At 47.9% G+C, this 26,002-nt stretch carries 25 protein-coding genes and 1 pseudogene; 15 read left to right on the forward strand and 11 right to left on the reverse strand.

The window, feature by feature from the left end; genetic code table 11:
* Positions 1 to 10: 10 nt before the first annotated feature.
* The 7 genes from misR to rplS all read left to right on the forward strand — a co-directional run bounded on the left by misR (position 11) and on the right by rplS (position 6,525).
* Positions 11 to 688 carry a two-component system response regulator MisR gene (gene misR, locus KCG55_RS01695; RefSeq protein ID WP_063075637.1) on the forward strand — a complete coding sequence of 226 codons (678 nt, stop codon included), beginning with the start codon at positions 11 to 13 and terminating at the stop codon, positions 686 to 688.
* Between the two features lie 15 nt (positions 689 to 703).
* Positions 704 to 2,101, forward strand: coding sequence for a HAMP domain-containing sensor histidine kinase (locus KCG55_RS01700; protein WP_254323207.1), 1,398 nt, complete (start codon positions 704 to 706; stop codon positions 2,099 to 2,101).
* Between the two features lie 55 nt (positions 2,102 to 2,156).
* A complete protein-coding gene (locus tag KCG55_RS01705) occupies positions 2,157 to 4,547 on the forward strand; it encodes a bifunctional acetate--CoA ligase family protein/GNAT family N-acetyltransferase (RefSeq protein WP_254323208.1) in 2,391 nt (796 codons plus the stop codon).
* Positions 4,548 to 4,622: 75 nt separating this feature from the next.
* Complete coding sequence (rpsP, locus tag KCG55_RS01710) at positions 4,623 to 4,871, forward strand: 30S ribosomal protein S16 (RefSeq protein WP_003684452.1); 249 nt, start codon at positions 4,623 to 4,625, stop codon at positions 4,869 to 4,871.
* A 15-nt stretch (positions 4,872 to 4,886) separates the two neighbouring features.
* Positions 4,887 to 5,396 carry a ribosome maturation factor RimM gene (gene rimM, locus KCG55_RS01715; protein WP_254323209.1) on the forward strand — a complete coding sequence of 170 codons (510 nt, stop codon included), beginning with the start codon at positions 4,887 to 4,889 and terminating at the stop codon, positions 5,394 to 5,396.
* Positions 5,396 to 6,145: a tRNA (guanosine(37)-N1)-methyltransferase TrmD gene (trmD, locus tag KCG55_RS01720; protein WP_254323210.1), complete on the forward strand. Its 750-nt coding sequence runs from the start codon at positions 5,396 to 5,398 to the stop codon at positions 6,143 to 6,145. The genes rimM and trmD overlap by 1 nt, the downstream gene beginning before the upstream one ends.
* 14 nt (positions 6,146 to 6,159) lie before the next feature.
* Positions 6,160 to 6,525: a 50S ribosomal protein L19 gene (gene rplS, locus KCG55_RS01725; protein WP_003679470.1), complete on the forward strand. Its 366-nt coding sequence runs from the start codon at positions 6,160 to 6,162 to the stop codon at positions 6,523 to 6,525.
* Between the two features lie 210 nt (positions 6,526 to 6,735).
* On the opposite strand, the gene KCG55_RS01730 is transcribed toward rplS, so the two are convergent.
* On the reverse strand, positions 6,736 to 8,145 hold the full coding sequence (locus KCG55_RS01730) for a PepSY-associated TM helix domain-containing protein (RefSeq protein ID WP_070632549.1): 1,410 nt from the start codon (positions 8,143 to 8,145) through the stop codon (positions 6,736 to 6,738).
* Between the two features lie 344 nt (positions 8,146 to 8,489).
* On the opposite strand from KCG55_RS01730, the gene greA reads away from it, so the two are divergent.
* Together greA and KCG55_RS01740 are read left to right on the forward strand one after the other, a co-directional pair.
* Positions 8,490 to 8,966, forward strand: a complete 477-nt coding sequence (gene greA / locus KCG55_RS01735; RefSeq protein ID WP_003684304.1) for a transcription elongation factor GreA — start codon at positions 8,490 to 8,492, stop codon at positions 8,964 to 8,966.
* Positions 8,967 to 9,063: 97 nt separating this feature from the next.
* The gene (locus tag KCG55_RS01740) at positions 9,064 to 9,492 is read left to right on the forward strand and encodes a DUF4149 domain-containing protein (protein ID WP_254323211.1); all 429 of its coding nucleotides are present in this window, start codon (positions 9,064 to 9,066) and stop codon (positions 9,490 to 9,492) included.
* Positions 9,493 to 9,628: 136 nt separating this feature from the next.
* Here KCG55_RS01740 and KCG55_RS01745 read toward each other — a convergent pair whose 3' ends face one another.
* Positions 9,629 to 10,390 (reverse strand): OmpA family protein, encoded by a 762-nt coding sequence (locus KCG55_RS01745; protein WP_049323939.1) that lies wholly within the window; start codon positions 10,388 to 10,390, stop codon positions 9,629 to 9,631.
* Between the two features lie 442 nt (positions 10,391 to 10,832).
* On the opposite strand from KCG55_RS01745, the gene KCG55_RS01750 reads away from it, so the two are divergent.
* Complete coding sequence (locus KCG55_RS01750; RefSeq protein ID WP_150537329.1) at positions 10,833 to 11,783, forward strand: CysB family HTH-type transcriptional regulator; 951 nt, start codon at positions 10,833 to 10,835, stop codon at positions 11,781 to 11,783.
* 86 nt (positions 11,784 to 11,869) lie between these two features.
* On the opposite strand, the gene fnr is transcribed toward KCG55_RS01750, so the two are convergent.
* Positions 11,870 to 12,604, reverse strand: coding sequence for a fumarate/nitrate reduction transcriptional regulator Fnr (gene fnr, locus KCG55_RS01755; protein ID WP_039862092.1), 735 nt, complete (start codon positions 12,602 to 12,604; stop codon positions 11,870 to 11,872).
* Positions 12,605 to 12,766: 162 nt separating this feature from the next.
* Between fnr and hemN the strand changes: the two genes are divergently transcribed.
* The 4 genes from hemN to KCG55_RS01775 all read left to right on the forward strand — a co-directional run bounded on the left by hemN (position 12,767) and on the right by KCG55_RS01775 (position 16,538).
* On the forward strand, positions 12,767 to 14,188 hold the full coding sequence (hemN, locus tag KCG55_RS01760; RefSeq protein ID WP_254323212.1) for an oxygen-independent coproporphyrinogen III oxidase: 1,422 nt from the start codon (positions 12,767 to 12,769) through the stop codon (positions 14,186 to 14,188).
* 131 nt (positions 14,189 to 14,319) lie between these two features.
* Positions 14,320 to 14,652, forward strand: coding sequence for a hypothetical protein (locus tag KCG55_RS01765; RefSeq protein ID WP_003684426.1), 333 nt, complete (start codon positions 14,320 to 14,322; stop codon positions 14,650 to 14,652).
* Positions 14,653 to 15,266: 614 nt separating this feature from the next.
* Entirely contained in the window at positions 15,267 to 15,512 is a 246-nt protein-coding gene (locus tag KCG55_RS01770; RefSeq protein WP_070591646.1) for a DUF1289 domain-containing protein, read from the forward strand.
* A 39-nt stretch (positions 15,513 to 15,551) separates the two neighbouring features.
* The gene (locus KCG55_RS01775) at positions 15,552 to 16,538 is read left to right on the forward strand and encodes a TraB/GumN family protein (protein WP_254323213.1); all 987 of its coding nucleotides are present in this window, start codon (positions 15,552 to 15,554) and stop codon (positions 16,536 to 16,538) included.
* Between the two features lie 99 nt (positions 16,539 to 16,637).
* Here KCG55_RS01775 and KCG55_RS01780 read toward each other — a convergent pair whose 3' ends face one another.
* The 8 genes and pseudogenes from KCG55_RS01780 to KCG55_RS01815 form a co-directional block, all read right to left on the reverse strand.
* Positions 16,638 to 17,633: an ornithine carbamoyltransferase gene (locus tag KCG55_RS01780; protein WP_254323214.1), complete on the reverse strand. Its 996-nt coding sequence runs from the start codon at positions 17,631 to 17,633 to the stop codon at positions 16,638 to 16,640.
* 143 nt (positions 17,634 to 17,776) lie between these two features.
* Entirely contained in the window at positions 17,777 to 18,532 is a 756-nt protein-coding gene (locus KCG55_RS01785) for a methylated-DNA--[protein]-cysteine S-methyltransferase (protein ID WP_254323615.1), read from the reverse strand.
* Positions 18,533 to 18,699: 167 nt separating this feature from the next.
* Complete coding sequence (locus KCG55_RS01790) at positions 18,700 to 19,185, reverse strand: hypothetical protein (protein ID WP_254323215.1); 486 nt, start codon at positions 19,183 to 19,185, stop codon at positions 18,700 to 18,702.
* A 106-nt stretch (positions 19,186 to 19,291) separates the two neighbouring features.
* Positions 19,292 to 20,424: pseudogene (dapE, locus tag KCG55_RS01795) on the reverse strand (succinyl-diaminopimelate desuccinylase).
* A 104-nt stretch (positions 20,425 to 20,528) separates the two neighbouring features.
* Positions 20,529 to 21,149, reverse strand: a complete 621-nt coding sequence (locus KCG55_RS01800) for a glucose-6-phosphate 1-dehydrogenase family protein (protein ID WP_101755896.1) — start codon at positions 21,147 to 21,149, stop codon at positions 20,529 to 20,531.
* Between the two features lie 34 nt (positions 21,150 to 21,183).
* A complete protein-coding gene (locus KCG55_RS01805) occupies positions 21,184 to 21,693 on the reverse strand; it encodes a hemerythrin domain-containing protein (RefSeq protein WP_254323216.1) in 510 nt (169 codons plus the stop codon).
* A gap of 85 nt (positions 21,694 to 21,778) precedes the next feature.
* Positions 21,779 to 22,357: an azurin gene (azu, locus tag KCG55_RS01810; protein WP_254323217.1), complete on the reverse strand. Its 579-nt coding sequence runs from the start codon at positions 22,355 to 22,357 to the stop codon at positions 21,779 to 21,781.
* 291 nt (positions 22,358 to 22,648) lie between these two features.
* A complete protein-coding gene (locus KCG55_RS01815) occupies positions 22,649 to 23,071 on the reverse strand; it encodes a DciA family protein (RefSeq protein ID WP_254323218.1) in 423 nt (140 codons plus the stop codon).
* Positions 23,072 to 23,224: 153 nt separating this feature from the next.
* Here KCG55_RS01815 and secA point away from each other — a divergent pair, with 153 nt between their 5' ends.
* Positions 23,225 to 25,978 carry a preprotein translocase subunit SecA gene (gene secA / locus KCG55_RS01820; RefSeq protein WP_254323219.1) on the forward strand — a complete coding sequence of 918 codons (2,754 nt, stop codon included), beginning with the start codon at positions 23,225 to 23,227 and terminating at the stop codon, positions 25,976 to 25,978.
* Positions 25,979 to 26,002 lie beyond the last annotated feature (24 nt).

Raw genomic sequence — 26,002 nt, forward strand, 5'->3', positions numbered from 1 at the left:
AGGAAATTCCATGAGTCGCGTATTACTCGTAGATGACGATGCCCTCTTGACCGAATTACTGACCGAATACCTGACTGCCGAAGGCCTCAACGTCCACAGTGTTTCTGACGGCGAAGCCGGCGTTCAAGAAATTCTGACCGGACAATACGATGTCGTCGTATTAGACTCCATGATGCCTAAAATGAACGGTTTGGACGTTTTGAAAAACGTACGCACCCAAAGCACTGTGCCCATCATCATGCTGACTGCAAAAGGTGACGACATCGACCGCATTATCGGTTTGGAAATGGGTGCGGACGATTATGTACCGAAACCATGCACACCGCGCGAACTCTTGGCGCGTATCAACGCCATCTTGCGTCGTGCGCAACACAGCAACGAACAAAACAACGCGCCTAACAGCATTTCTGTCAGCGACGTTGTCCTCTACCCTGCCAAACGCCAAGCCAGCATCAAAGACATTCCGCTTGAATTGACCAGCACCGAGTTCAATCTGCTCGAAGTTTTGATGCGCCATGCCGGACAAGTTGTCAGCAAAGAGACCCTGTCTATCGAGGCACTCGACCGCAAGCTGGCTAAATTTGACCGCAGTATCGACGTACACATCTCCAGCATCCGCCACAAATTGGGCGATGCTTCCCTGATTCAAACTGTACGCGGCTTAGGCTACCTGTTTGTTAAAAATTAAAGATTAAACAGATCAATGAAACTGTTTCAACGCATCTTCGCCACATTTTGCGCAGTCATCGTCTGCGCAATCTTTGTGGCGAGTTTTTCATTTTGGCTGGTACAAAACACCCTTGCCGAAAACCAATTCAACCAACGCCGCACCATCGAAACCACATTGATGAGCAGCATCATTTCCGCCTTCAACTCACGCGGAGACAGCGGTGCGCGCGAAATTCTTTCCGAATGGAAAAACAATCCGGTTTCCAATGCCGTTTATGTCATTGCCGGCGACGATAAAAAAGATATTTTAGGCCGCGATATTGACAGCCTCTCCATCGAACGCGCCCGTATCTTTGCCATCAACAACCCCGAATCTGATTTGGCACACATCGAATACGACCGCTTCGGCGAAGAATACCTCTTCTTTATTAAAGGCTGGGACAATCATCAAGCCCAACGCCTCCCTAGCCCGCTCTTCATTCCCGGCCTGCCGCTTTCGCCTATTTGGCACGAATTTATCATTCTGTCTTTTATCATCGTTGTGGGGCTCTTGATGGCATACATCCTTGCCAACAACATTACCAAGCCTATTAAAATTTTGGGTAGTGGCATGGACAGAGTGGCCAATGGCGAACTTGAAACCCGCATTTCCCAACAAGTTGACGACCGTGACGACGAATTGTCTCACCTTGCCGTACAGTTCGACAAAATGGCCGAAAAACTTGAAAAACTTGTTGCCAAAGAGCGCCACCTGCTCCACCACGTTTCGCATGAAATGCGCTCGCCGCTGGCGCGTATGCAGGCGATTGTCGGCCTGATTCAATCTCAGCCGCAAAAACAAGAGCAATACCTCAAGCGACTCGAAGGCGAACTGGTGCGCATGGATACTTTGGTCGGCGAATTGTTGACCCTCTCTCGCTTGGAAACTTCCAATATCCCTTTGGAAAAAGAAAACCTCAAATTCGTTCCGTTCTTAACCAACTTGATTGAGGACAACCAAAGCATCGCCCACCAAAACAACCAAAGCGTTACCCTGAGCATTGACCCCAAAATCCCTGAAAATGCCGTGGTCAGCGCCAACGAAGGCTATCTATACCGCGCCTTTGACAACGTTATCCGCAATGCCATCAATTACAGTCCGGAAGGCAGCACCATTCAAACTCATATTGGACAAGACGGCAAAAACTGGATTATCGATGTTACCGATAACGGGCCTGGCGTGGACGAAATGCAGCTTCCGCATATTTTCACTGCCTTTTATCGCGCCGACTCCAGCGCACACAAGCCCGGTACAGGTTTAGGGCTTGCCTTGACGCAGCACATTATGGAACAGCACTGCGGTAAAATCATTGCTGAAAATGTCAAACCCAACGGCCTGAGGATGCGTTTTATCCTTCCCAAAAAGAAAGCCGGAGACAAAAAAGAAGTCTAAAAATAAGGCCGTCTGAACCTTTTCAGACGGCCAAAAACACAAATAAGGAACCATCATGAGTGCAACCGTCCAAACCGGCTACTTCTTCATGCCTGAACACATCATCCTCGTCGGCGCCAGCGAACGTCCGCACAGCCTTGGCGAACGCATTTTCAGCCACCTGCTCGGTTCCTCATATCAAGGCAAAATCACCCCCGTCAATCTTCGACACAGCAGTGTCGCAGGCATTCCCTCCTACTCCAGCCTCAGCAAAATCCCGGGCCAAGCCGATTTGGTTGTTGCCGTTATCCCGCCCGACCATTACGACTCGCTGTTCAAAGCCTGCCGTAAAAAAGACCTGCGCCACATTATCCTGATTCAAGATTGGGAAAACCTGCCACCCGAATCCTGCAAAAACGCCCGTTCCATTATTCAAAAATATCACGGCGACGAATTGAACATCACCGTGTGCAACAGTGCAGGCATCCAACTCCCCTCACTCAACCTCAACATCGGCACCCAAACCGACTATCCGGCCGGCCATATCGCATTACTAACCGGCCACAGCACCGTCAGCCGCAACATCAACCATCTGCTGAATACGCTGCACCAAGGCGTATCACGCCACATCAGCCTCAACTATGACCTAAGCCCCACCACATCCGCCGACTGGCTCAACCGCTTCGGTCACAACCGCCATACCAAAGTTGCCGTGATCCACTACAATCCAGCCGAAAACCAACGCGAGCTGTTCAGTGCCATCCGCCACTTTACACGCCACACACCGCTTATCCTGTTGTCCACACACTACACCAACGACACAGACAAAGCCATCCTGCGCAGCCTCAGCCGCCATTGCAATTTCCAACCGGTATTCAATACCGCCGAACTGGAAACAGCCCTAAAAGCCCACCTATCCGGCATTCCCGTCATTACCAACCCTACCATTCTGTCCGACACGCCGATAGAATGGCTGCGCACTACCGCCGATGCCTGCGAATTGACCCTCGACCTCCCAACCGAAGCACCATCCATCCGACAAGGCTGCATCGGCAGCAACCCCACGCCTGCACGCATCCACCGTCTGGCGCTCGAACAATTACAAAATCCGCATACTCAAGCCCTGCTCGGCATTATTTCGCCAGATACGCCGGATGCGTACAGCATTCATCAAACTCTGGATAATTTGGCACAAAAAACCAGCAAGCCCATTCTCGTCAGCTATCGTTTTTCAGACGGCCTGACTCGGTTTAACACGCCGGAAGAAGCCTTACTGACACTTTATTTCCGCAATCAAACAGCCTATTTGCAACAAGTACAAAATACCCCTGCCCCAGCCAAAACAGGCCGTCTGAAAACACCTAAAAGCAAAAGTATCGATAAAGCCATTGCATCCGGCCAAACCGAACTGATGGCGGAAGCGCTATACCTGCCTCCGTGCCAAACCCAAAAACACCATGCCGTCCAGTTCCGGTTCAGCCGCCATGCCATTTACGGCAACATCCTTACCGCCCATTACAACGGCAAAACCGAAGCCGCATTACCTCCCTTTACCACGCTCGATATTCAGCGTTTAAGTCAATTTGCGGAACTCGACAACACTTCCGTTCTCAATCAATTTCTGCATTCCCTAAACACGCTTATCCACAACGACCAGCATATCGGCGACATTATCCTCAACTACAATGGTAGCCAATACAACAGCACCATCATTCCCGAAATCGTGGAAAAACCAGCCACACCAACAACCAAAATCCCCAAAAAAGCCGTCCAAACCTTGGAACAGGCCGCTGCCAAAATGCAAAGTGCCGCCGCCTACCTCCAACAAAAAAATCCGGCAGCGGCCGAATTCCTACGCAACACAGGCGAAGCCGCGTCCGAACTGCTGCACCCTAAAACTGAAACGCCCAAGATACAAAACGTACTCGCACCCTATCCGAGCCGAACCGATACATTTACTCTACCCGACGGCAACACACTACACATCCGCGCACTAGAGCCTGAAGATGCCGAAGCCAAACAAAAATTTGTCCGCCAATTACCCGCGGCTGACCGCTATACGCGCTTCATGACCCATACCAACGAGTTGCCGCTGCCCACACTCGCACGGCTGACCCGTCCCGATTTTCATACCGAATGCGCATGGGCAGCCTTCGCTTCAGACGGCCGTATCGTCGCAGTCAGCCGCTACAGCCGCATCAATCGCAATGAGTGCGAGTTCGGCATTACTTTGGCACCTGAAGCACGCAAAACCGGCTTGGCCGGCAAAATGATGAGCCTGATTATCCAAACTGCCACACAGCAAGGTTACCAAACCATGAATGCGGAAATCCTCAAAGAAAACACACCGATGCTCAAACTCGCTGAAAAATCAGGATTTACCGTCACCCCATCGGAAACCGACCGCGGCCTGTATCAAGCCAGCCTCGATTTGAACGAATGGCAAAACAGCAACAAAAACAAATAAAAACTTGCATAACCCGTGTGAAATATCCTAAAATTAGCGGTTTCTATATATCCGCATTTTTCAAAAGGACTCAAAATGGTAGTTATCCGTTTGGCTCGCGGCGGCTCAAAACACCGCCCTTTCTTCAACGTAGTCGTAACTGACTCTCGCAACCGTCGTGACGGCCGCTTCATCGAGCGCGTAGGTTTCTACAACCCCGTTGCCAACGAAAAACAAGAACGCGTGCGTTTCGACGCAGACCGCATCAACCACTGGGTTGCTCAAGGCGCGAAAGTTAGCGACGCAGTTGCCAAACTGATTAAAGAGCAAAAAATCGCTGCTTAATCAGCCAAAATGACCATGACAGACACTCAAAAACGGGTAGCCATGGGCTACATCAAAGGCGTATTCGGTATTAAAGGCTGGCTTAAAATTGCCGCCAATACCGAATATACCGATAGCCTGCTGGACTACCCCGAGTGGCAGTTGTGCAAGGATGGCAAAACCCTGAATGTTGTGCTTGAGGCAGGTAAAATTGTCAATGGCGAACTTCAGGTCAAATTTGAAGGTATAGACGATCGCGACCAAGCATTTGACTTGCGCGGCTATACCATCGAAATCCCCAGAGAGTCATTCGCCCCTACTGAGGAAGACGAATACTACTGGGCAGATTTAGTCGGCATGACCGTCATCAACAAAGAAAACATCGTCCTCGGCAAAGTCAGCAACCTGATGGAAACCGGTGCAAATGATGTTTTGATGATTAAAGGCGAACACGGACAAATCCTGATTCCCTTTGTCTCCAACTATATCGAATCTGTCGATACCGACAGCAAAACCATTATCGCCGACTGGGGTTTGGACTACTGATGCTGATTCAAGCCATCACCATTTTCCCGGAGATGTTCGACAGCATTGTCGAATATGGCGTTACAGGCAGAGCAAGAAAACAAAATCTTTGGCAGTTTCAAGCCATCAATCCCCGAAAATTTGCCGATAACAAACTTGGCTATATCGATGATCGCCCCTTCGGAGGTGGTCCAGGAATGATTATGATGGCGCCGCCGCTTCAAGCGGCAATTGAAGAAGCCAAAGCAAACTCGCAAAAACCTGTCAAAGTAATTTATCTCAGTCCGCAAGGTCAGCCGCTGACACATAAAAAAGCGGCAGAACTTGCCGAACTGCCCCATCTTGTTCTTCTATGCGGACGCTATGAAGGCATAGATGAAAGACTGCTGCAAAGCAGTGTGGACGAAGAAATCAGCATTGGCGACTTTGTCGTCTCGGGTGGCGAATTACCCGCCATGATGTTGATGGATGCCGTCTTAAGATTGGTTCCGGGTGTATTGGGCGATATACAGTCAGCCGAACAAGACTCGTTTTCAGACGGCCTTTTAGACTGTCCTCATTACACCAAACCCGTAGAATTCCAAGGCATGATGGTTCCCGAGGTCTTACGCTCAGGAAATCATGGCTTGATTGCCGAGTGGCGATTGAAACAATCGCTGCGACGCACTTTAGAGCGCCGACCTGACTTATTAGAAAAGCGCAGTTTAATCCCAAAGGAATCCCGCCTCTTAAAAGAAATCTTGCAAGAGCAACAGGAAATCCAATCATAACTTAGGAAAAACAAATGAACTTGATTCAACAATTAGAGCAAGAAGAAATCGCTCGCTTGAACAAAGAAATCCCTGAATTCGCTCCAGGCGACACCGTTGTCGTATCTGTACGCGTAGTTGAGGGTTCTCGCAGCCGTCTGCAAGCATACGAAGGTGTTGTTATCGCTCGCCGCAACCGTGGCCTGAACAGCAACTTCATCGTTCGCAAAATCTCTAGCGGCGAAGGTGTAGAACGTACTTTCCAACTGTACTCTCCTACCGTAGAAAAAATCGAAGTTAAACGCCGTGGTGACGTACGTCGCGCCAAACTGTACTACTTGCGCGGCCTGACCGGTAAAGCAGCTCGCATTAAAGAAAAATTGCCTGCTCGCAAAGGCTAATAGCTTTCATCAAAAACCCACTTCAATGAAGTGGGTTTTTGTTTTTATACAAGATCTCCTCGTCTTTCTTACACAATCCTGCAAGCCAATCACAATACACATCTCGCGCATAAACTTAAACAGAATCATAATTCCCCTGCTTCTTTTAACCTTTATACAAAAGGCCGTCTGAAACAAAAGATTCAGACGGCCTTTAATCACATCGAATGGTTATTTAAACCATCTTGCCAATGCAGGGATACGTGATAACAACAGTGTATCCAAAATCCAAATAACAGCGATTGCGGCAATGGCAGTTGGGAAAATCACAGCCAAAATCAGAAGTGGCACAGCCATTGCCCACCATACCGGTAATTTGATTTTCTGTGCAGGAGGAACCAAACCACGTGCTTCCGACGGACGGCGTTTCCACCACATTACACAGCCGCTGACACAGATAAAGATAATCGCCAGACAGAATAAGACATTTGCCAATACGCTCCACCAGCCCAATGTACCCATATGCAAAGCAATACTTGCCGCCATGAATTTACCAAACCAGTTGTAATCGTCGAAATGAATATCAGCTAGGATTTTACCGCTGTATTGATCAATATGTACCGTGCGGTCAGCGGTTGGACTAATCATATCGTAACTCATTGAGTCTTGCGACAACGTCCATACACCGGTCTCACCTTTGGGTAAATTGAGCTGATAACGGCCTTTAAAGCCAATTTCACGTGCAAAGCGGTCAACCGTCTCCAAAGTCATCGGCTCGCTTGGATTAATGCCGTTTTCACCCATTGTCGTACCGGAAACCGGCATAGGCGTCAACTCCAAAATCCATGGCACTTCTTTAGATTTACCGTCGTTCAGCACATCACCATGGGTTGGTACGGAAGATACAGGATTCGGCTCGACGCCCCATTTACCCGCAGGAAATTGGCTCCACGCCTGAACCGCTTTACCCCCCCAAATACCTGCCCAAGCAATACCTGACAGACAGAACAGCAACAAAATCAAAGAAACCCAAGAACCAAATGCTCCGTGCATGCTACGCCACCATGTGCGTCCTTTGCCTGCTTTCGGCACAAGCATGGATTTCAGGCTGCGCTGTTTCGCCCACCACAAATAAATCCCCGTGATTATCATCAGGATGGTCAGCGACGCGGCAGTTTCCAGCAGATAGTCGCCCACCGGGCCGATCATCATATCGCCGTGGATTTCGTCCATCGTGTGATACCAGCCTTGACCACGCGGCATCGTATTCACAACTTTTGCCGTATAGGGATCAACGGCAACCATAGTGGCTTTATCGTCATTGTTCACGCGGAATACGGCAACCATATCATCTGCGCGCGGCGCAATATATTGCACTACAGAAGCAGTTTCCGGATTCACAAACTGTCTGGCGGCCTCAGCCTGAGCCGACAAAGGCTGCACCACTGCCTGCGGCGTAATATGTATGCGTTCGCCTTCTTTACCGGTAATATTGGCGAATAGCAGCATTCCCAACCCTGTAACAGCCAGCAGGGTTAAAAACGGCGCAACCAAAAGTCCGGCATAAAAATGCCATCGCCAAACAGTCAAATAACGGCGGTTAGCCTGTTGTTCATTTTGGGAAGTTGGTTTTGTTTCCATATTTTCTCTTCATATAGTTAAAGCAGACTAATTACTACGAATTAGCAACAGGTATTTTAATCAAAAACATTCATTTAAGAAACCGTTTTTCCAATGCAGCTTTGAAATACTTCAATATTTAGTTTTTAGGCCGTCTGAAAAAACAAAATAGACAGAAAACAACACTTTACTGAAAATCCGTTTTAATCATTGCGGTTTCGGCAGAATTTGGTAGAATACAGACATTACTTATTTATTCATCAAGCCGCCAAGCTTTGGCGGCTTGTATTTTTATTTCCAATCCGGCTACCGCGCGTGGCCGGATAAAATTTTAAAAGCATTATCATGCTTTCATGGAGAACCCAATGCAAAAAATCCCTTTGACCGTCCGTGGTGCAGAATTATTGAAACAAGAACTTCAACACCTCAAAAGCGTAGCACGCCCAGAAGTCATCGAAGCCATCGCCGAAGCACGTTCGCACGGCGACTTGTCTGAAAACGCAGAATACGAAGCCGCTAAAGAGCGTCAAGGCTTTATCGAAGGCCGCATCGCCGAGTTGGAACACAAACTCTCTATGGCGCACATCATCAACCCTGCCGAAATCCATGCAGAAGGCAAAATCGTATTCGGCACAACTGTAACACTGGAAGATTTGGAAACTGAAGAACAAGTTACCTACCAAATCGTCGGTGAAGATGAAGCAGACATCAAAGAACGCAAAATCTACGTTGGCTCTCCAATTGCCCGCGCCTTAATCGGCAAAGAAGAAGGCGACGTTGCAGAAGTTCAAGCACCCGGCGGCGTACGTGAATATGACATCATTGCCGTACAATATATCTAAATAAACAAAAGGCCGTCTGAAAACATTTTCAGACGGCCTTTTGTTGTACCTAAAAACACCATAATAGAAAAAGTGAAATCTTCCCAAGAGAAATATAATGAATCTACTGTACAAAATTATCCAAACCGCTGCCACCATGTGGCTCGGTATGCAGCTGACCGCAGGCTATGTTACCGCCCCTATCCTGTTCCGCCTTCTGCCTAAAATGCAGGCGGGAGAAATTGCCGGCATTTTATTTGCCATTACAGCGATATGTGGCTTAGTTATTTTTGGCGCAGCCTATGCCTTTTTCAGACGGCAACTGGCCTCACTTTCTTGGTGGATCTTGGTACTTTGGCTACTCTTAGCCTGCAACCATCTTTTGGTTACGCCTGTTATCGAAGCACACAAATATGGGCTGGATAACTGGCTGCTGTCCCTAGTAGGTGGAACATTCGGCGTTTGGCACGGCTTATCCAATATCATCTTTTTGATTTGTACGATACTGGCAGCCATCTGCGTATGGAAATGGCCCAAACCAAACTAATCTGTCTCAATAAAAGGCCGTCTGAAAAGAAGTCTTTCAGACGGCCTTTTATTTTGAATCATGAACTCCCCCGACTCTTCAAATATAAACCATAAAAAAATGCCCTGCATATTGCAGGGCATTTTTCACAAACCGATTAAGGTTTAGCGTAACCGTGAACGCCATTGTAAGGAGCTGGGATCCAACCTTCATCAGTAGCAGGCAATTCGCCTTGACCTTCGATAGTTTGGCCTGGAGCAACTTGACGAGTAACAACGCTGCGGATTTTAACATCAACGCGACGGTCAGGTTCGATACAAGCGATAAGGGCAGCACGTTTCTTAGCTTTAGAAACTTTTTTACCCAGTTTAGCAACTTCAGCTTCACAAGTAGCAGTCATTTGAGCTTGAGACTCGCCCAGACCTACTGCAGAGATTTTGCTAGAAGCAACGCCACGGCCTACCAAGTAGTTAGCAACTACGTTAGCACGACGCTCAGACAGAGCTTGGTTGTATTCTTCAGAACCCATGAAGTCAGTGTGACCTTCAACACGTACAGTTTGTACGCTGTCGTTGCTCAGGCGTTGAGCCAAAGCGTTCAGGTTTTCTTGAGCTTCAGGACGCAGGTTGTCTTTGTCGAAGCCGAACAGAGTTTTAGTAGACAGGGAAACAGTTTCATCAACATACTCAGGAGCTTGTTGTACAGGAGCAACTGCTTCACGATCACCACATTCAACGCGGCCTTCGGTAGCTTTGTCGAAGTAGCTGTTTTTCCAGCATTCGCCGTAGTTGTTACGGACGATTTCTTGAGATTGGCTGCTTACGGTGTAACCGTGTTTGGTGTGCGCTTCGCTGGCCATAGCGGTGCCAGAGGCAACCAAGGCAACGAACAATGCGCTTAATTTCAGCTGTTTGGTCATTTTATTCCCTCATCAAATTGTTATGCGGCGGACTAGGAAAGCAACCGCTGCAAAGTACCAATATACAGGCCGCAGTATCAAAACAGCGGCAAATCGGATATATCAGGTTGCACTATAAAGAAGCGCAAGGCAAACTGTCAATACTCGATGCCTTCAAACAATTATGAAGTGCCTGCTTCCTAGTAGTTAATCATGCCGAAAAATCAATCTTGTGTCATTAATTTAGGGCAAAATCAGACAATTCACCTACCTAAAGTTGTACAAAAACAACAAAACCCCTTTCCCTCTTCTTTCCTGAATTTCCTGTTTTCATATCATTAAAAGATATTTTCATTAAAAACAAACGTTTTCAAAACTCAGGGCAAAACCGGGCAAAATATGTTAAATTACAGACCGTTTGTCGCACAAAATCCACAATAACAACGTATCCGATACTGCTACCATGAAACTGCAACAATTACGTTACGCCCTTGAAGTTTACCGGCACAATCTGAATGTCTCCGAGGCTGCAGATGCGCTTTTTACATCCCAGCCCGGCATTTCCAAACAAATCCGCCTGCTTGAAGAAGAATTGGGTATCCAAATTTTTATCCGCAGCGGCAAGCGTGTGGTTTCCGTTTCACAACCGGGCAAAGCCGTGTTAGAGATTTCGGAACGGATTTTGCGTGATGTACAGAACATTAAAAATATCGGCAGCGAGTTTACCGATCACGACAGCGGCTCGCTGACCATCGCGACAACGCATACCCAGGCGCGTTATGCCTTGCCCACAATCGTTGCGGAATTTGTCAAAAACTACCCTAAAGTCAATTTGACCATCAAACAAGGCAGCCCTTCTGCCATTGCGCAAATGGTCAGCAGCGGCGAAGCGGATTTGGCAATTATTACCGAACGCATTGACGATCATCCCGAGTTGGGCAAACTGCCCTGCTATGAATGGAACCATGCCGTCATTGTTCCGCACGACCACCCTCTTTTGGACTGCCGCAATCCTTTAAGCCTTGAAGATTTGGCTTCTTTTCCGCTGGTTACTTACGAATTTGCTTTTAATTCCGGCAGCAGCATTGCGCGTACATTTAATAAAGCGCATATTGAGCAACCTGATGTTGCCTTATCGGCTGCCGATACGGATGTATTGAAGACGTATGTTCGCTTAGGCTTGGGTGTTGGTTTGATGGCCAAAATGGCGTACGATCCCGCGGTCGATCAAGATTTACAGCTGATTGATGCGGCGCACTTATTTGAACCGTCGCCCACTTGGATAGCCTTACGCTCGGATACTTACCTGCGCGGTTATACCTATGATTTTATACAGATGTTTGCACCGAAACTGACCCGTGAAGCAGTTGACCGCATTCTGTACACGCCGGTTGTTGAAGATTTTTCAATTTAACATCTAACTATAACTTGCGTAACTTAACAATTATTCTTTAATTCTTGTTAAAAAGGCCGTCTGAAATATTTCAGACGGCCTAAGATTCAGATAGCATGCGAACAACCAGAAACCATTTTCTTCAAGGTTGTCGCATCTAAGATTTTGATGTGCTTGTGTTCAACAGAAATCAAGCCTTCATGATGGAATTTAGACAAGGTGCGGCTGACTGTTTCCAGTTTCAGCCCCAAATAGCTGCCGATTTCCTCACGCGACATCCGCAAGATAAAATCATTGGCGGCAAAACCTCGTGAATAGAGACGCTGGGACAAGTTGAGCAAGAATGCCGCCAATCGCTCTTCAGCGCGCATATTGCCCAAAAGCAACATAACGCCCTGATCTCGGACAATTTCGCGGCTCATCAAGCGAAAAAAGTGAGAACGGAGGCTGGGAATATCCTGACCGAGTTCTTCAATATGTGTAAACGGAAGCTCGCATACCTCGCTGTCTTCCAAAGCCACAGCATCACAGCTGTGAATATGGGAACAAATCCCATCCATACCGATCAGCTCGCCCGACATAAAAAAGCCGGTTACCTGATCTCGTCCATCTTGGCTGGCGACTGTTGTCTTAAAGAAGCCCGCACGGATGGCAAACAAAGAGGTAAACGGCTCGCCGGCACGGAACAGGTATTCACCTTTTTTCAGACGGCGGCTTTGACGAATAACCGCGTCTAATTGTGAAAATTCGTTAGGCATCAGTCCGACAGGCAAACACAGCTCGCGTAAAGAACATGTGGAACACAAGGTTTTCATTTGATGTGTTGCATTGTGTGTGGCCATAACGCACCCTTAATCTGCATAGTTCTATAAATCCCTGATGAAGCCGAATAACTATTGACCCAAGTCAAAGTCGGCATATCATTATCAGGCATTCTACCAAACTATCGAAATTTTGACTAAAATTTTCCCTAATTTCCCTACTTCATACTACAAGCCCCGACCATGAAAATTATCCCCATCTCAAATAACACCAACACAAACAATGAATTACCGGAATTTGACCGTGAATTGATTGCCAGTTTGCCATCAAGCGGTCCTCGCTATACCTCCTATCCGACTGCCGACCGCTTCCATGAAGGCTTTAAAGAAGCCGAATATATCCAAGCTTTAAACCTGCGCAACATGGGCGCGCTCAACAAACCCCTTTCACTCTACATCCACATTCCCTTCTGCAATACTATCTGCTACTACTGCGGCTGCAACAAAATTATTACCAAAGACAAAAGCCGTGCCGATGCCTATATCCAGTATCTGGAAAAAGAAATGGAATTGCTGGCACCTCATTTAGGCGGAAGACACCAGCTCGCGCAGCTCCACTTCGGCGGCGGCACGCCCACATTCCTGAGCGACGACCAACTCGAACGCGTCTTCGACATGATTCGTAAATACTTTCAGCTGATTCCAAACGGCGAATACTCCATCGAAATCGACCCACGCAAAGTCAGCCGCGAAACCGTCCTCAAACTGGGCAAACTCGGTTTCAACCGCATGAGTGTCGGCATTCAAGACTTTGACCCTAAAGTACAGGAAGCCGTCAACCGCATTCAAAGTTATGAAGAAACCAAAGAGGTGATTGATGCCGCGCGTGAAGCCGGGTTTAAATCCGTCAGCGTCGATTTGATTTACGGCCTGCCGCACCAAAACACCGAAAGCATCAAAACCACCATCGACACGGTCTTGTCCCTCAGTCCCGACCGCCTCGCCCTCTACCACTACGCCCACCTGCCGCATATCTTCAAACCGCAACGCCGTATCGACACCAATGTCGTACCTGGAAGCGAAGAAAAACTCGATATGCTGCAATATTGCGTTCAAACCCTGACTGAGCGAGGCTACGTTTTCATTGGTATGGACCACTTTGCCAAACCTGACGACGAACTCTCCATCGCCCTCAAAGAAGGCTTCCTGCAACGCAACTTCCAAGGCTACTCGACCTATGCCGACTGCGACTTGGTGGCAATCGGCGTATCCTCTATCGGCAAAATCGGTAGCACCTACTCCCAAAACGAGCGTGACATCGATGCCTATTACGCCGCACTCGATGCCGGACATCTGCCGATTATGCGCGGCTACCAGCTCAATCAAGACGATATTTTGCGCCGCAACATCATTCAGGATTTGATGTGCCGCTTCTCGCTCGACTATCGGATTTACGAAAGCGTGTTCGGCATTCCGTTTAGCCGTTATTTTGCAGCCGAACTGGAAGATATGAAGCAACTGGAAACCCTCGGCCTGGTCCGTCTCAAACCGCACAGCCTGACTGTTACGCCGAAGGGCCGTTTCCTGATCCGCAACATCGCCATGGTGTTCGACTACCATCTGCGCCATAAAGAAACCAAAGCCAAATACTCGCAAACTGTGTAAACAGGAATGGAAAAGGTCGTCTGAAAATTTTCAGACGACCTTTGTTTTTATTTTCAATACTTTCGGGTAACATAAAACCATATTTCCCGCTTTATCAGGATTCAAAGTTAATTTGTATAGGCGCGCACCCTATGATTACCGAACAGCAAAACGATATCCTCAGCATCAATCAAGTGCAGCTTCTCCTTGCTGAAAAACGCACGGCACTTGCTATCATGCGTACGGGCATTGCCGTTTTCGCACTCCCTTTGTCTATTTTCAGTGCGCTGATTGCGACATCAAAATGGTACGAGGCCGTTGATGTTTGGCCTTTGCTCGCACTGGTCAGTCTGATGAACATCAGTTTGATTATTTTCTCGATCTATCTGATTACCCGCTCGCTCCGTAGAATGCACCAATACGACCGAATGATTGCCGATATCAAATACAATAATCAGTCTTTGCGTAAACTGATTAAGTCATAAAATGCAGATCGTTGGGGCTGAAATAGGTCGTCTGAAAATCAACATATAGAGGAACTCCAGATTTGTATTAAAACATGATTCTGCCAAACATACCGTAATTGATCTTGGAGACCTTACTGTACACTTTGTTCCCCCTATTTGAATCGATACGATACCATTGCAGTACAAGATATAAAATGAACATTAAACATAAAGAATGGATAAAAATCTTACTCCTCCCTCATTTAATAACGGCTATTTTTTTAGGGCCAGCAATAATTGTTTTTTGGTCAGGTGGATTTGTCGGTCTCTATTCTGTTATAAACGTGTTCAGTGAATTAGGTTCGCTTAATTATTATATTTATATTGGAATTCCTTTAATTTTTATAATGTTTTTACTTGGGTTTTATTGGAAAAATCTGACGATAGGGAAGATACTGACTTCTTCTGCGATATATTTATGGTTTCTCTTAGGGTTTTTATGCCTAGGGTGGCAGATATAAACTTATTGAAATGACCAACTCAATTGGATATTGGTAGGAATCCTACTGGATACACTTGCCGTGTTTAGACAAATACGAATGCAGTCTGCAATTTTGATTTGTCCGGTCTCTTATCTCAAACGCTTTTAAAATATGGAACAACCCGATTTTTTCCCCATCCCCAGTCCCTGTATAGGTGTCTGCGAAGCCAATGCCAAAGGCTATTGCAAAGGCTGTCTGCGCAACCGGGAAGAGCGCTTGTACTGGCTCCAGATGACCGATAGCCAAAAGCATCAAGTCATGCACCTTCTATCCCTCAGGAAGGCCAAAATCCGCAACCGCAAAATGGAAAAACCCGAAACGGGCGAACATCCGGTTCAAAACCTGCTCGATTTCTAAAATTGCCCCTACCTACCGCACACCACAATAAGGAAAAACATGAAAAAACTGCTTGCCTGCCTGCTTTTGCCATTGACCGCCCTTGCCTTGGGTGCCTGCCAACCTAATGCAACTTCAACCGACAACAAACCTGCCGAACTTAACTGGCAGCAGCCTAAACTGACCAGCAATGTTTGGAAAATCAGCAAAGAAGGCCAACCCGATTCCTATCTGCTCGGCACCATCCACATGGGGCAAACCAATCAAACCTTGTCTTCCGATGCAGTCAAACTATTGCAATCCACCGACCAACTGACCACAGAAGTCGATCCACTGCCGGACAGCAGTCCGGAAACGAAAAAAATGTATCAAAAATACTTCAAGGAAGTCATGAGTACCGAACCGCTCAGCCTCAAGCTTGGCAAAGCAGATTTCCGTCTTTTACAAGAAATCTATTCACAAAATGAAGAAAGCCGACCCATCGCCCAATTTGCCGACAAACTCCATCCGTGGGCGGCATTCATTTTTGCCGGCAGTACATTTCCCAAAGGGTATAGCTCAGAAACCGGTGCAGATATGTTGCTGACCAACGCGGCCGCCGACATCAATAAGCCGCGTGGTTCATTAGAAAGCTTGGACGATGTTACCGCGATCTTCAAAGCCCAGCCTGAAGAAACCATGCTCAACTTTCTGAAAGCCAGTATTAAAACCAATAAAGAAGAAACCGAAGATATCAAAAAACTCCATCAAGCCTATTCAGACGGTCGCTTTGAAGAACTCATCCCACTTTTAGAAGAAACCGAACAACGCACCCTCAAACTTGTTGATACCAAATACGCCAAAACCATGTCCGATTGGCTGAAAAACGACCTCCTGATTCGGCGTAACTTGGCATGGTTACCTGAAATCCGCAAGCAATCTGCCAAACAAAGTACCCTCTTTGCCGTCGGTATTGCCCATTTACCCAGCGAAAAAGGCTTAATCGAACTATTGCGTCAAGAAGGCTATCAAGTAACGCCCGAACCCAAAGTCCTGATTTGGCAATAAACCCCAATCAAACGACAAGGCCGTCTGAAAGTCTTTCTTTCAGACGGCCTTTATTTAATCTCTATTAAATGAAGCAGTAAGCAGCGTTGAGCGCAAAACTCAATCGCCCAATGCCGCTACCATCACCGCTTTAATCGTATGCATCCGGTTTTCTGCCTGATCAAACACAATACTGGCTTCGCTTTCAAAAACTTCTTCCGTTACTTCCACACCATTCAGGCCGAATGTCTCATAAATCCATTCGCCGACCTTGGTTTCGCGATTATGGAAAGCAGGCAGGCAATGCATAAACTTGACTTGCGGATTTTCCGCCGCCGCCATCAATTCGGGGGTAACGCGGTAACCTTTCAGCAAATCGATACGCTCCTGCCAAGCCTCTTTAGGCTCGCCCATGCTGACCCACACATCGGTATGGATAAAATCCACGCCTTTCACGGCTTCCTGCGCATTCTCCGTCAACAGAATCCGTCCGCCGGTCTCTTTGGCAACAGCCTGCACCGTCTCGATAATGTTTTCAGACGGCCACAAACTTTTCGGCGCACCGATACGCACGTCCATGCCCAGTTTCGCAGCCAACACCAGCAACGAATTGGCCATGTTGTAACGCGCATCACCGACGTAAGCAAACGCAATTTGATTCAAAGGCTTGTCGCTATGCTCGCGCATCGTCAGCGCATCGGCGAGCATTTGGGTCGGGTGGAACTCGTTGGTCAAACCATTGAACACAGGCACGCCTGCATACTTGGCCAGCTCTTCCACCACATCCTGTTCAAAACCACGATATTCGATACCGTCAAACATCCGCCCTAAAACACGCGCCGTATCCTTAATGCTTTCCTTATGCCCGATTTGGCTGGCAGAAGGCTCCAGATAAGTCACCCCTGCCCCTTGGTCGCGTGCTGCCACTTCAAACGCACAACGGGTGCGAGTCGATGTTTTCTCAAAAATCAGGGCGATGTTTTTTCCCTTCATACGCTGCACCTCGCGCCCTGCTTTTTTAGCGGCCTTCAATTCGGCGGAAAGGTCGAGATAGGTGGTAATTTCTTCCGGCGTAAAATCCAAAAGTTTTAAAAAATGGCGGTTTTTCAGGCTCATGTCTTATTTCTCTTTTTCTAGCGTGGGCGTTACCCAACATTTTTCTCCATGCAGATTTTTCCGGGCTTCCCCGACCTTCTGCTACTCAATTTTTCAACGTTCGAAGCCTGCCCGAAGCGCGGCCCCTTATCCTCTATCAAAACTCAAAACAAGGCCGTCTGAACCTCGCCTTGCTCCAAGGCAAGCAACGATTGTTTGCGGTTCAAACCGCCTGCGTAGCCGGTCAGCTTACCGTCGCTACCGATAACGCGGTGGCAGGGAATCAAGATAGACACCTTGTTCTGCCCGTTTGCAGCGGCAACGGCACGAATGGCTTTGGGATTACCCAACTGTTGCGCCTGCTCCTTGTAGCTGCGCGTTTCGCCGTAAGGAATGGTCAGCAGCGCATTCCACACCTGCTGTTGAAAAGCTGTACCTATTGTTTCCAAAGGCGTTGCAAAAACTTTCAGACGGCCTTGAAAGTATAAATCCAATTCTTGGCGCAAAAGTTGCGTTTGCTCATTTTCTAGGAAAATAAATTGCCCGCGCAAAGCTTTTTGGACAGCCATGATTTCCTGTTCCATATGTTTCTGCCCGACAAATTCCAGCAGACACAAACCCTTACTGCCGAACACCGCCAACATCTCGCCCAACGGCGTGGCAACCGCGGCCGCAGTCAGTTCGTGCGGACTATCCGGATAACGCGTTTCCAACAGTCGGACAGCTCGGCGGATACGGACATATTCTTCAGGCGTACAACCGATACAGTCAATAAAATCCTGCTCAAGCTGCTTGGCTTCGTGTTCCGTAAACCGCTCGTGCAGCAAGGCTTCGAGGTCGGCAGGAAAGTTGGTTTCCAACTGCTCGCGGATGTCATTCCACTTTAATGGAAGCGCATTTAAAGAAGGCAGAGTAATCATCTGCATTTACTCCCGATAATCAACAAACCCCAAACGATTACCCGACGGATCATAGAATCCACCATCCGGTACGGCGGCTTTAAAACTTATGTGCAGGTTGGCTGGAAGTTTCCGCCTACCCTATCAATGAAATTCACTCAAAATTTTATAAAATCCAAAAATTGGAATTATAGAATTTTCTTTAAAACAACAAATTCTTTGTCTTTTTCTATCTTAAATTTTCCCAAGATCCACTCACCACTCTTTTTAAACTCTCCGTTTTCTCCACAATAGCCTCTTTGCTCAACCTTGGTCGCTTGCAGAATCACTTCATCATCACTTACAAATCGATAAAGACCTTCTGAATGCGGAAAACAATCATTACCGCATTCTGCTGAATAACTGCTACTAAACCTGCCGTCTTTATCAAACTCAATGTGCTTTCCATAAATGTGATTGTCAGAGCCGGCTGTTTCTACCCGACTGAGATAATATGCGTTTTTGGGCGCATCCATGGGTAACTCGTCAATATGCCACAATCCCACTAGTACATTTTTTTCTAAAATTTTTCCTTGATTGATTGAAACTGCTTGAGGCTTTGGCTCGGACTCAAGACAACCTGTCAAAGATAATGACAATCCCAATACAACAAGGGCTGAGATAAATTTCTGCATAGAAAACCTTTAGTGAAGAAATCGATTAATAACAGTCAAAGCATTGTCCCAATGTATGCCAATTTTGATGAGGCAATACCTTTTCTGCCGTTTTCAGACGGCCTTTTCACTTCAACAAACGTTTCAACATACCTTCATACACTGCCGACAGCTTCGGAATATCTTCCAAACGTACGTTTTCGTTGACTTGGTGGATGGTCGCGTTAGACGGGCCTAACTCAATGAGTTCTTTGGCAATGGCTTTGATGAAGCGTCCGTCCGAAGTACCGCCGGTGGTGGACAATTCGGCCTCAACGCCACAAATCTCGGCAATGGCTTCGCGCGCCACATTGGTCAATTTTCCGGCCTGAGTCAGGAACGGTTGGCCTGAGCAAGTCCACTGCAAATCATATTGCACGCCGTGTTTGTCCAAAATGGCGTGGACACGTTGTTTCAGCCCTTCTTCGGTAGACTCGGTAGAAAAACGGAAATTGAATTTGACGTTCAGCTCGCCTGGAATAACGTTGGTCGCGCCTGTGCCGCCGTTGATATTGGAAATTTGGAAACTGGTCGGCGGAAAGTATTCGTTGCCCTCGTCCCAGACTTCTTGTGTCAGCTCCAGCAAGGCCGGGGCAAAAGTATGCACGGGATTGATTGCCAAATGCGGATAAGCAATATGGCCTTGCTTGCCTTTGACGGTCAGGTTGCCCGACAACGAGCCGCGTCGGCCGTTTTTCAACATATCGCCCAATTTATCCACGGCAGTTGGTTCGCCAACGATACAGTAATCAATCAACTCGCCGCGCGCTTTCAACACATCGACAACTTTGGTCGTGCCGTCCAGCGCATCGCCCTCTTCGTCCGAAGTAATCAGGAGTGCGATACTGCCTTGATGATCGGGATTTTCGGCAACGAAACGCTCGCAGGCGGTAACGAAACAGGCGATACTGGTTTTCATATCCGCCGCGCCGCGGCCATACAGACGGCCTTCACGTTCGGTCGGTTCAAACGGGGGGAATCCCATTTTTCAACAGGGCCTGTCGGCACGACGTCGGTATGTCCGGCAAAGCAGAACACCGGAGCCTGCGTACCGTGGCGCAACCAAACATTTTTGGTGTCACCAAAATGAAGCTCTTCGACGGAAAAACCGATTTTTTGCAGGCGTTCGGCCAGCAGTTGTTGACAGTTTTGGTCATCCGGCGTAACGGACGGGCGGGAAATCAGCTCCTTGGCAAGCTCTAAGGATTGAGTTTCGGTCATATTTGTTTGTTCACTTTGAGAAACAGGCCGTCTGAAACGTTCTGAATATGATTTTCAGACGGCCTTGAGTTTATTATGGGCAATTTGTCTTTCTACGTCCTGAGTTATTTTCCATGACAAGCTTCATAAAGCGGCAGTAATTCTTCCACTGTTTCCGCTATCCATTTCGCGACATCCTGCTTGCCCAAATCATCGCGTTCGATGTGTTTTCCGATACAGAAGAAATCTTTGTCGTCTCGAAGCTTTCTATCGCCGTCGCTTTGTTGGGCGACGGTACGATAATCGTCATATTCGCTTTCCGCACCGTGCCACATATCGAATGAAGCGTATTTTTCAGTATCAAAATTATCCAGCCAGCGGTTGTAATCAGGCAGCGCGATGGGGGAAACATCGGCTTTATAACAGTGCCAATCCAAGCTGACACTCAAACGGCGGCGATTCAGCAAAATCGATAAAATCGCTGCGGAATTTTTATATTGTTCGTATTTGAAATAAGCAAAGAAATGAGCGCGTACCTGCCAGCCGTTACACCAGCGTTCGATATGCGGCGGCGCAAACGGCGCACCCAATTCGGCGGCAACCTGCTGGATCAGCTGCTGCCATACCTGCCAGTTTTCTTTATAGTCTGCCTTGATTTGCGGAATGCTTTCAGGCTGGTATTTTTTAAGCTGGGAAAACTGGAAAAAAGGGATATTGAACAAATCGCAACTTTTTGGGGTCAGCATAGTGTATTCCTTGAGACGATTGTTTCAGACGGCCTTATTTGCGGCGGCGTGCAGCCATAATTTCGCCGATTTCGGTCAATTTTTCTTTGGGGATAAAGGTTTTGCCCATATCAAACAAAGGCTCTTCAATTGCTAGATGAACATCATATCCTGCGACAAAACGTTTGAATGCTTCGGCATCAGGGATATAGGTGTTGTCCGCTTCAAGCTTGGCAAATTCAGCCGCCACGCCGTCCCAGTTGCTATGCAGGCTGACATGTTGGCGCAACAGCTCGTCAACGCTTTCTTGTGCTTGCGGCGCATATTGCAACAAAAGCGGAAAGAAGTTTTCTTCTTCATCTTCATGGTGTAACGGTGCGGCAACGTTGAAATACTGGGCAATTTGGCGGATGGTTTGCAAAACAACCTGATTGCAGCCATTTTCGGCGATATAGTCCGACAACATGGCAACCTGATTGCAGAAACGGCGCACTTTGCCGTGGCAGGCGTACAGCATTTCAATGGGTTCGGCAAAAGTAACGCTTTTGGTTTCAAACGGATTCATAGGATTTATTCTTAAATTAATGTTTCCAGATTATAACAAAACAGCCTGCGCAAGGCAGGCTGTCTGTTTTCGAGCTTTAGGCGGATTAGTCAACCAAAGTAACTTTACCGTTCATCAAAGCGCCGTGACCTGGGAAGGTACAAGCGAATTTGTATTCGCCGCCAGCCAATTTAGCAGGATCCAGAGTCAGGGAAGCTTCTTCGCCACCACCGATCAGTTTGGTGTGAGCAACAACGCGTGCGTCGTCAGGTTTAACGTAGTCAGTTGCAGCAGCACCGGCACCGTCTTTGAAAATACCGTCCATGTCTTCGGCCTTACCGATGACGATGTTGTGACCCATGCTTTCTTTAGGTTGGGTACCGGTGTGTTTCAAAGTGATGGTGAATTCTTTACAAGCTTTGCTTACTTGGATTTCTTTAGTGTTGAACTGCATAGCGTCGTTGGCTTCAACAGTAGTCGCGCAGTTGCCGGCAGCAGGAGCGGCGGCAGTATCGGCTGGAGCGGCTTCAGAGGCAGGAGCGGCATCGGCAGGTGCAGTAGTTTCTGCAGGAGCAGCTTCAGAAGCAGCGGAAGCAGCAGGGGCTTCAGAAGGTTTTGCAGCTTCTTGAGAGCATGCAGCTAAGCCGATAACGGCAGCGGAAATCAGAGCCAGATAAGCTTTCATTGATGTATCTCCTAATGATGAGAGTCTTGTTAAGTTCTATTAACAGCACCACGCGAATATATTAATAAAAGGCAAACGCCAAACTAAAATTTATCCGCATAGCGTGATGTGAAATTCAGGCGTTATTTTGCTACAAACTTCACACGAAATCAAAGTTTCAAGCCAAGTTTACATCAGTTTACCTAAAAGAAAACAGATACTTTTTAGGTCGTATTTCTTTAGTATTAGATGCTATAAGCCGAACGATATAAGTTTTAACGTTTCTTAACGAGAATCTCATCTGGCATGATTTTAACGGCTGTGCTTGCGTACCAATTCTGCCAATGCCGCCGCCAATTCGGGATGTTTGCCTTCCAATTTGGCTGCCGCCTCATCAAAACTGTCTAAAGCTGCCTCGCTCAATCGCAAACTATTGGTTTTCGGTTGAGCTGGAGGACTGGGGACTACCCTGACCACCACCTCCCTTACCCCTGCATGCAATGTTTGCAACTTGGGCAACATGGCAGGCAGGATCATTTTCAAACGCGAAGCAGCCATATTATTGGCGGCAAGAAAGACCAATCTTCCGTCTTCTACGCAGGCCGTCTGAAAATGCGGATGCAGGTTGGCCGGCAAAACCGTTTTGATTTTTGCATCCAATTTCCGCCATTGTTGCGATTGTTGCAACAAGCCCTCCAATAAATGATCGCGCTTGCCTAATTGTGCTAAATCCATAGTTTCAGACGGCCTCTCAGTGAATTAACCAAACAATTACAATTGAAATACAGCAAAACCGCCTTTATTTCAAACAGCATTACCGCGTTATACAAGCGCTTGTGTTAAAATCTCAGTTTCGCCCACTATTATATCAAGGCGCAGGAATTATTCATGCTGACAAACATTGCTAAGAAAATCTTCGGCAGCCGCAACGACCGCCTGCTGAAACAATATCGTAAATCCGTTGCCAAAATCAACGCGCTTGAGAAACAAATGCAGGCCTTGAGCGATGCAGAACTGCAAGCTAAAACAGCCGAATTCAAACAACGTCTCGCCGACGGACAAAGCTTGGACGACATTTTGGTCGAAGCCTTTGCCGTCTGCCGCGAAGCATCGAGCCGTGTATTGGGCATGCGCCACTTCGATGTACAGCTGATCGGCGGTATGGTCCTGCACAACGGCAAAATCGCCGAAATGCGTACCGGTGAAGGTAAAACTCTGGTGGCCACCCTTGCCGTTTACCTGAATGCATTGTCAGGAAAAGGCGTACACGTCGTTACCGTCAACGACTACCTCGCCTCCCGTGACGCGAGCATTATGGAGCCGTTATACAATTTCTTAGGCTTGAGCGTCGGCGTGATCGTCGCCGATTTGCAACCTTTCGAACGCCAGACTGCTTACGGTGCCGACATTACTTACGGTACAAACAACGAATTCGGTTTCGACTACCTGCGCGACAATATGGTGACCGACCAATACGACAAAGTTCAACGCGAATTGAACTTTGCCGTAGTCGACGAAGTGGACTCCATTCTGATTGACGAAGCGCGTACGCCACTGATTATTTCCGGCCAGGCGGATGACAACATCCAGCTCTACCGCGTGATGAATGCCGTTCCTGCCCACCTTATCCGCCAAGAAACCGAAGAAGGCGAAGGTGATTACTGGGTAGATGAAAAAGCACACCAAGTTATCCTAAGCGAAGCCGGTCACGAACACGCCGAGCAAATCCTGACTCAAATGGGCTTATTGCAGGAAAACGATTCGCTCTACTCTGCCGCCAATATTTCCCTGATGCACCACCTCATGGCTGCATTGCGCGCGCACACCCTGTTCCACAAGGACCAACACTACGTCATTCAAGACGGCGAAATCGTGATTGTGGACGAATTCACAGGCCGTCTGATGGCCGGCCGCCGTTGGTCCGAAGGCTTGCACCAAGCCGTTGAAGCCAAAGAAGGTGTAGAAATCAAACGCGAAAACCAAACGCTTGCATCTATTACCTTCCAAAACTACTTCCGTCTGTACAACAAACTGTCCGGCATGACCGGTACGGCCGACACCGAAGCATTCGAGTTCCAAAGCATTTACAACCTCGAAACCGTCATCATCCCGACCAACCGTCCTGTACAACGTAAAGACTTCAACGACCAAATCTTCCGCTCAGCCGAAGAAAAATTTGAAGCCGTTGTCAAAGACATCGCCGAATGCCACAAAAACGGCCAGCCGGTTTTGGTCGGTACAACCAGCATCGAAAACTCCGAACTGGTTTCTGACTTGTTACGCAAAGCAGGTCTACCACATAACGTTCTGAACGCCAAAGAACACGAGCGCGAGGCATTGATTGTGGCTCAAGCCGGTAAAGTGGGCGCAATTACCGTTGCCACCAACATGGCCGGCCGCGGTACCGATATTGTCTTGGGCGGCAACCTCAAACATCAAATCGAAGCCATCCGTGCAGATGAAACCTTGAGCGAACAGCAAAAACAAGCGCAAATTTCCGCCCTTGAAAGCGGTTGGCAAGCCGAACACGACCAAGTTGTGGCTGCAGGCGGTTTGCACATTATCGGTACCGAACGCCACGAAAGCCGCCGTATCGACAACCAATTACGGGGTCGTGCCGGTCGTCAAGGTGACCCTGGCTCCAGCCGTTTCTATCTGTCGTTTGAAGACCCATTGCTGCGCCTGTTTGCACTCGACCGTGCTGCCGCCATCCTCAACCGTCTGGCACCTGAGCGCGGCGTCGCCATCGAACACGGTCTGCTGACCCGTCAAATCGAAGGCGCACAACGTAAAGTCGAAGGCCGCAACTTCGATATGCGCAAACAAGTTTTGGAATACGATGACGTTGCCAACGACCAACGTAAAGTGATTTACCATCAACGCAACGAAATCCTGACCAGCAAAGACGTCAGCGATTTGACCCGCGAAATCCGCGCCGACGTTATCAGCGACTTGGTTGATTACCACATCCCGCCTGACAGCATGGAAGAGCAATGGGACATTCCGGCATTGGAGCACCAACTTGCCGCCGATTTCCGCCTGCATGTCGATATTAAAGGTTGGCTGAAAGAAGACAGCACTTTGGACAACCAAGACATTAAAGAACGCCTCATCAAGCGCATCGAAGACGAGTATGCCGAAAAAGTCGAATTGGTCGGCAAACAGGCTATGTCAGATTTTGAACGCAATGTTATGCTGCAAGTTATCGACAACCAATGGCGCGAACACCTCGCCGCTATGGACTACTTGCGCCAAGGTATCCATCTGCGCAGCTATGCTCAGAAAAATCCGAAACAGGAATACAAACGCGAAGCTTTCGCCATGTTTGAAAACCTGTGGCGCGGCATCAAACAAAACATTGCCGCTTTGCTGACCGCCGTTCAAATCGAGCGCAACAGCGAATACGACCACACTGCCGCACAAAGCGTCAGCGATGTTCAAACCGTCCACTCCGATGCGCCTGATATGGAAGAATTGCTCGGTCAATCGCAAACCGATTTGGTTACCGAAGCGTTTGATCCTGACGGCACAGACTTCAGCCCTGAAGCGCTTGCACAAAATGGCCTGATTGTTCACCGCAACGATCCTTGCCCTTGCGGCAGCGGCCTGAAATACAAACAGTGCCACGGTAAATTGAACTAAGCAGTCATCTCAAAAGGCCGTCTG

The sequence above is a fragment of the Neisseria subflava genome (genome assembly GCF_024205745.1).
Taxonomy (GTDB): domain Bacteria; phylum Pseudomonadota; class Gammaproteobacteria; order Burkholderiales; family Neisseriaceae; genus Neisseria; species Neisseria flavescens_B.

Coding starts and splice junctions, on each gene's coding strand:
- misR (WP_063075637.1), top strand. CDS start 11: ATGAGTCGCGTATTACTCGTAGATGACGATGCCCTCTTGACCGAATTA.
- KCG55_RS01700 (WP_254323207.1), top strand. CDS start 704: ATGAAACTGTTTCAACGCATCTTCGCCACATTTTGCGCAGTCATCGTC.
- KCG55_RS01705 (WP_254323208.1), top strand. CDS start 2,157: ATGAGTGCAACCGTCCAAACCGGCTACTTCTTCATGCCTGAACACATC.
- rpsP (WP_003684452.1), top strand. CDS start 4,623: ATGGTAGTTATCCGTTTGGCTCGCGGCGGCTCAAAACACCGCCCTTTC.
- rimM (WP_254323209.1), top strand. CDS start 4,887: ATGACAGACACTCAAAAACGGGTAGCCATGGGCTACATCAAAGGCGTA.
- trmD (WP_254323210.1), top strand. CDS start 5,396: ATGCTGATTCAAGCCATCACCATTTTCCCGGAGATGTTCGACAGCATT.
- rplS (WP_003679470.1), top strand. CDS start 6,160: ATGAACTTGATTCAACAATTAGAGCAAGAAGAAATCGCTCGCTTGAAC.
- KCG55_RS01730 (WP_070632549.1), bottom strand. CDS start 8,145: ATGGAAACAAAACCAACTTCCCAAAATGAACAACAGGCTAACCGCCGT.
- greA (WP_003684304.1), top strand. CDS start 8,490: ATGCAAAAAATCCCTTTGACCGTCCGTGGTGCAGAATTATTGAAACAA.
- KCG55_RS01740 (WP_254323211.1), top strand. CDS start 9,064: ATGAATCTACTGTACAAAATTATCCAAACCGCTGCCACCATGTGGCTC.
- KCG55_RS01745 (WP_049323939.1), bottom strand. CDS start 10,390: ATGACCAAACAGCTGAAATTAAGCGCATTGTTCGTTGCCTTGGTTGCC.
- KCG55_RS01750 (WP_150537329.1), top strand. CDS start 10,833: ATGAAACTGCAACAATTACGTTACGCCCTTGAAGTTTACCGGCACAAT.
- fnr (WP_039862092.1), bottom strand. CDS start 12,604: ATGGCCACACACAATGCAACACATCAAATGAAAACCTTGTGTTCCACA.
- hemN (WP_254323212.1), top strand. CDS start 12,767: ATGAAAATTATCCCCATCTCAAATAACACCAACACAAACAATGAATTA.
- KCG55_RS01765 (WP_003684426.1), top strand. CDS start 14,320: ATGATTACCGAACAGCAAAACGATATCCTCAGCATCAATCAAGTGCAG.
- KCG55_RS01770 (WP_070591646.1), top strand. CDS start 15,267: ATGGAACAACCCGATTTTTTCCCCATCCCCAGTCCCTGTATAGGTGTC.
- KCG55_RS01775 (WP_254323213.1), top strand. CDS start 15,552: ATGAAAAAACTGCTTGCCTGCCTGCTTTTGCCATTGACCGCCCTTGCC.
- KCG55_RS01780 (WP_254323214.1), bottom strand. CDS start 17,633: ATGAGCCTGAAAAACCGCCATTTTTTAAAACTTTTGGATTTTACGCCG.
- KCG55_RS01785 (WP_254323615.1), bottom strand. CDS start 18,532: ATGATTACTCTGCCTTCTTTAAATGCGCTTCCATTAAAGTGGAATGAC.
- KCG55_RS01790 (WP_254323215.1), bottom strand. CDS start 19,185: ATGCAGAAATTTATCTCAGCCCTTGTTGTATTGGGATTGTCATTATCT.
- KCG55_RS01800 (WP_101755896.1), bottom strand. CDS start 21,149: ATGCTGACCCCAAAAAGTTGCGATTTGTTCAATATCCCTTTTTTCCAG.
- KCG55_RS01805 (WP_254323216.1), bottom strand. CDS start 21,693: ATGAATCCGTTTGAAACCAAAAGCGTTACTTTTGCCGAACCCATTGAA.
- azu (WP_254323217.1), bottom strand. CDS start 22,357: ATGAAAGCTTATCTGGCTCTGATTTCCGCTGCCGTTATCGGCTTAGCT.
- KCG55_RS01815 (WP_254323218.1), bottom strand. CDS start 23,071: ATGGATTTAGCACAATTAGGCAAGCGCGATCATTTATTGGAGGGCTTG.
- secA (WP_254323219.1), top strand. CDS start 23,225: ATGCTGACAAACATTGCTAAGAAAATCTTCGGCAGCCGCAACGACCGC.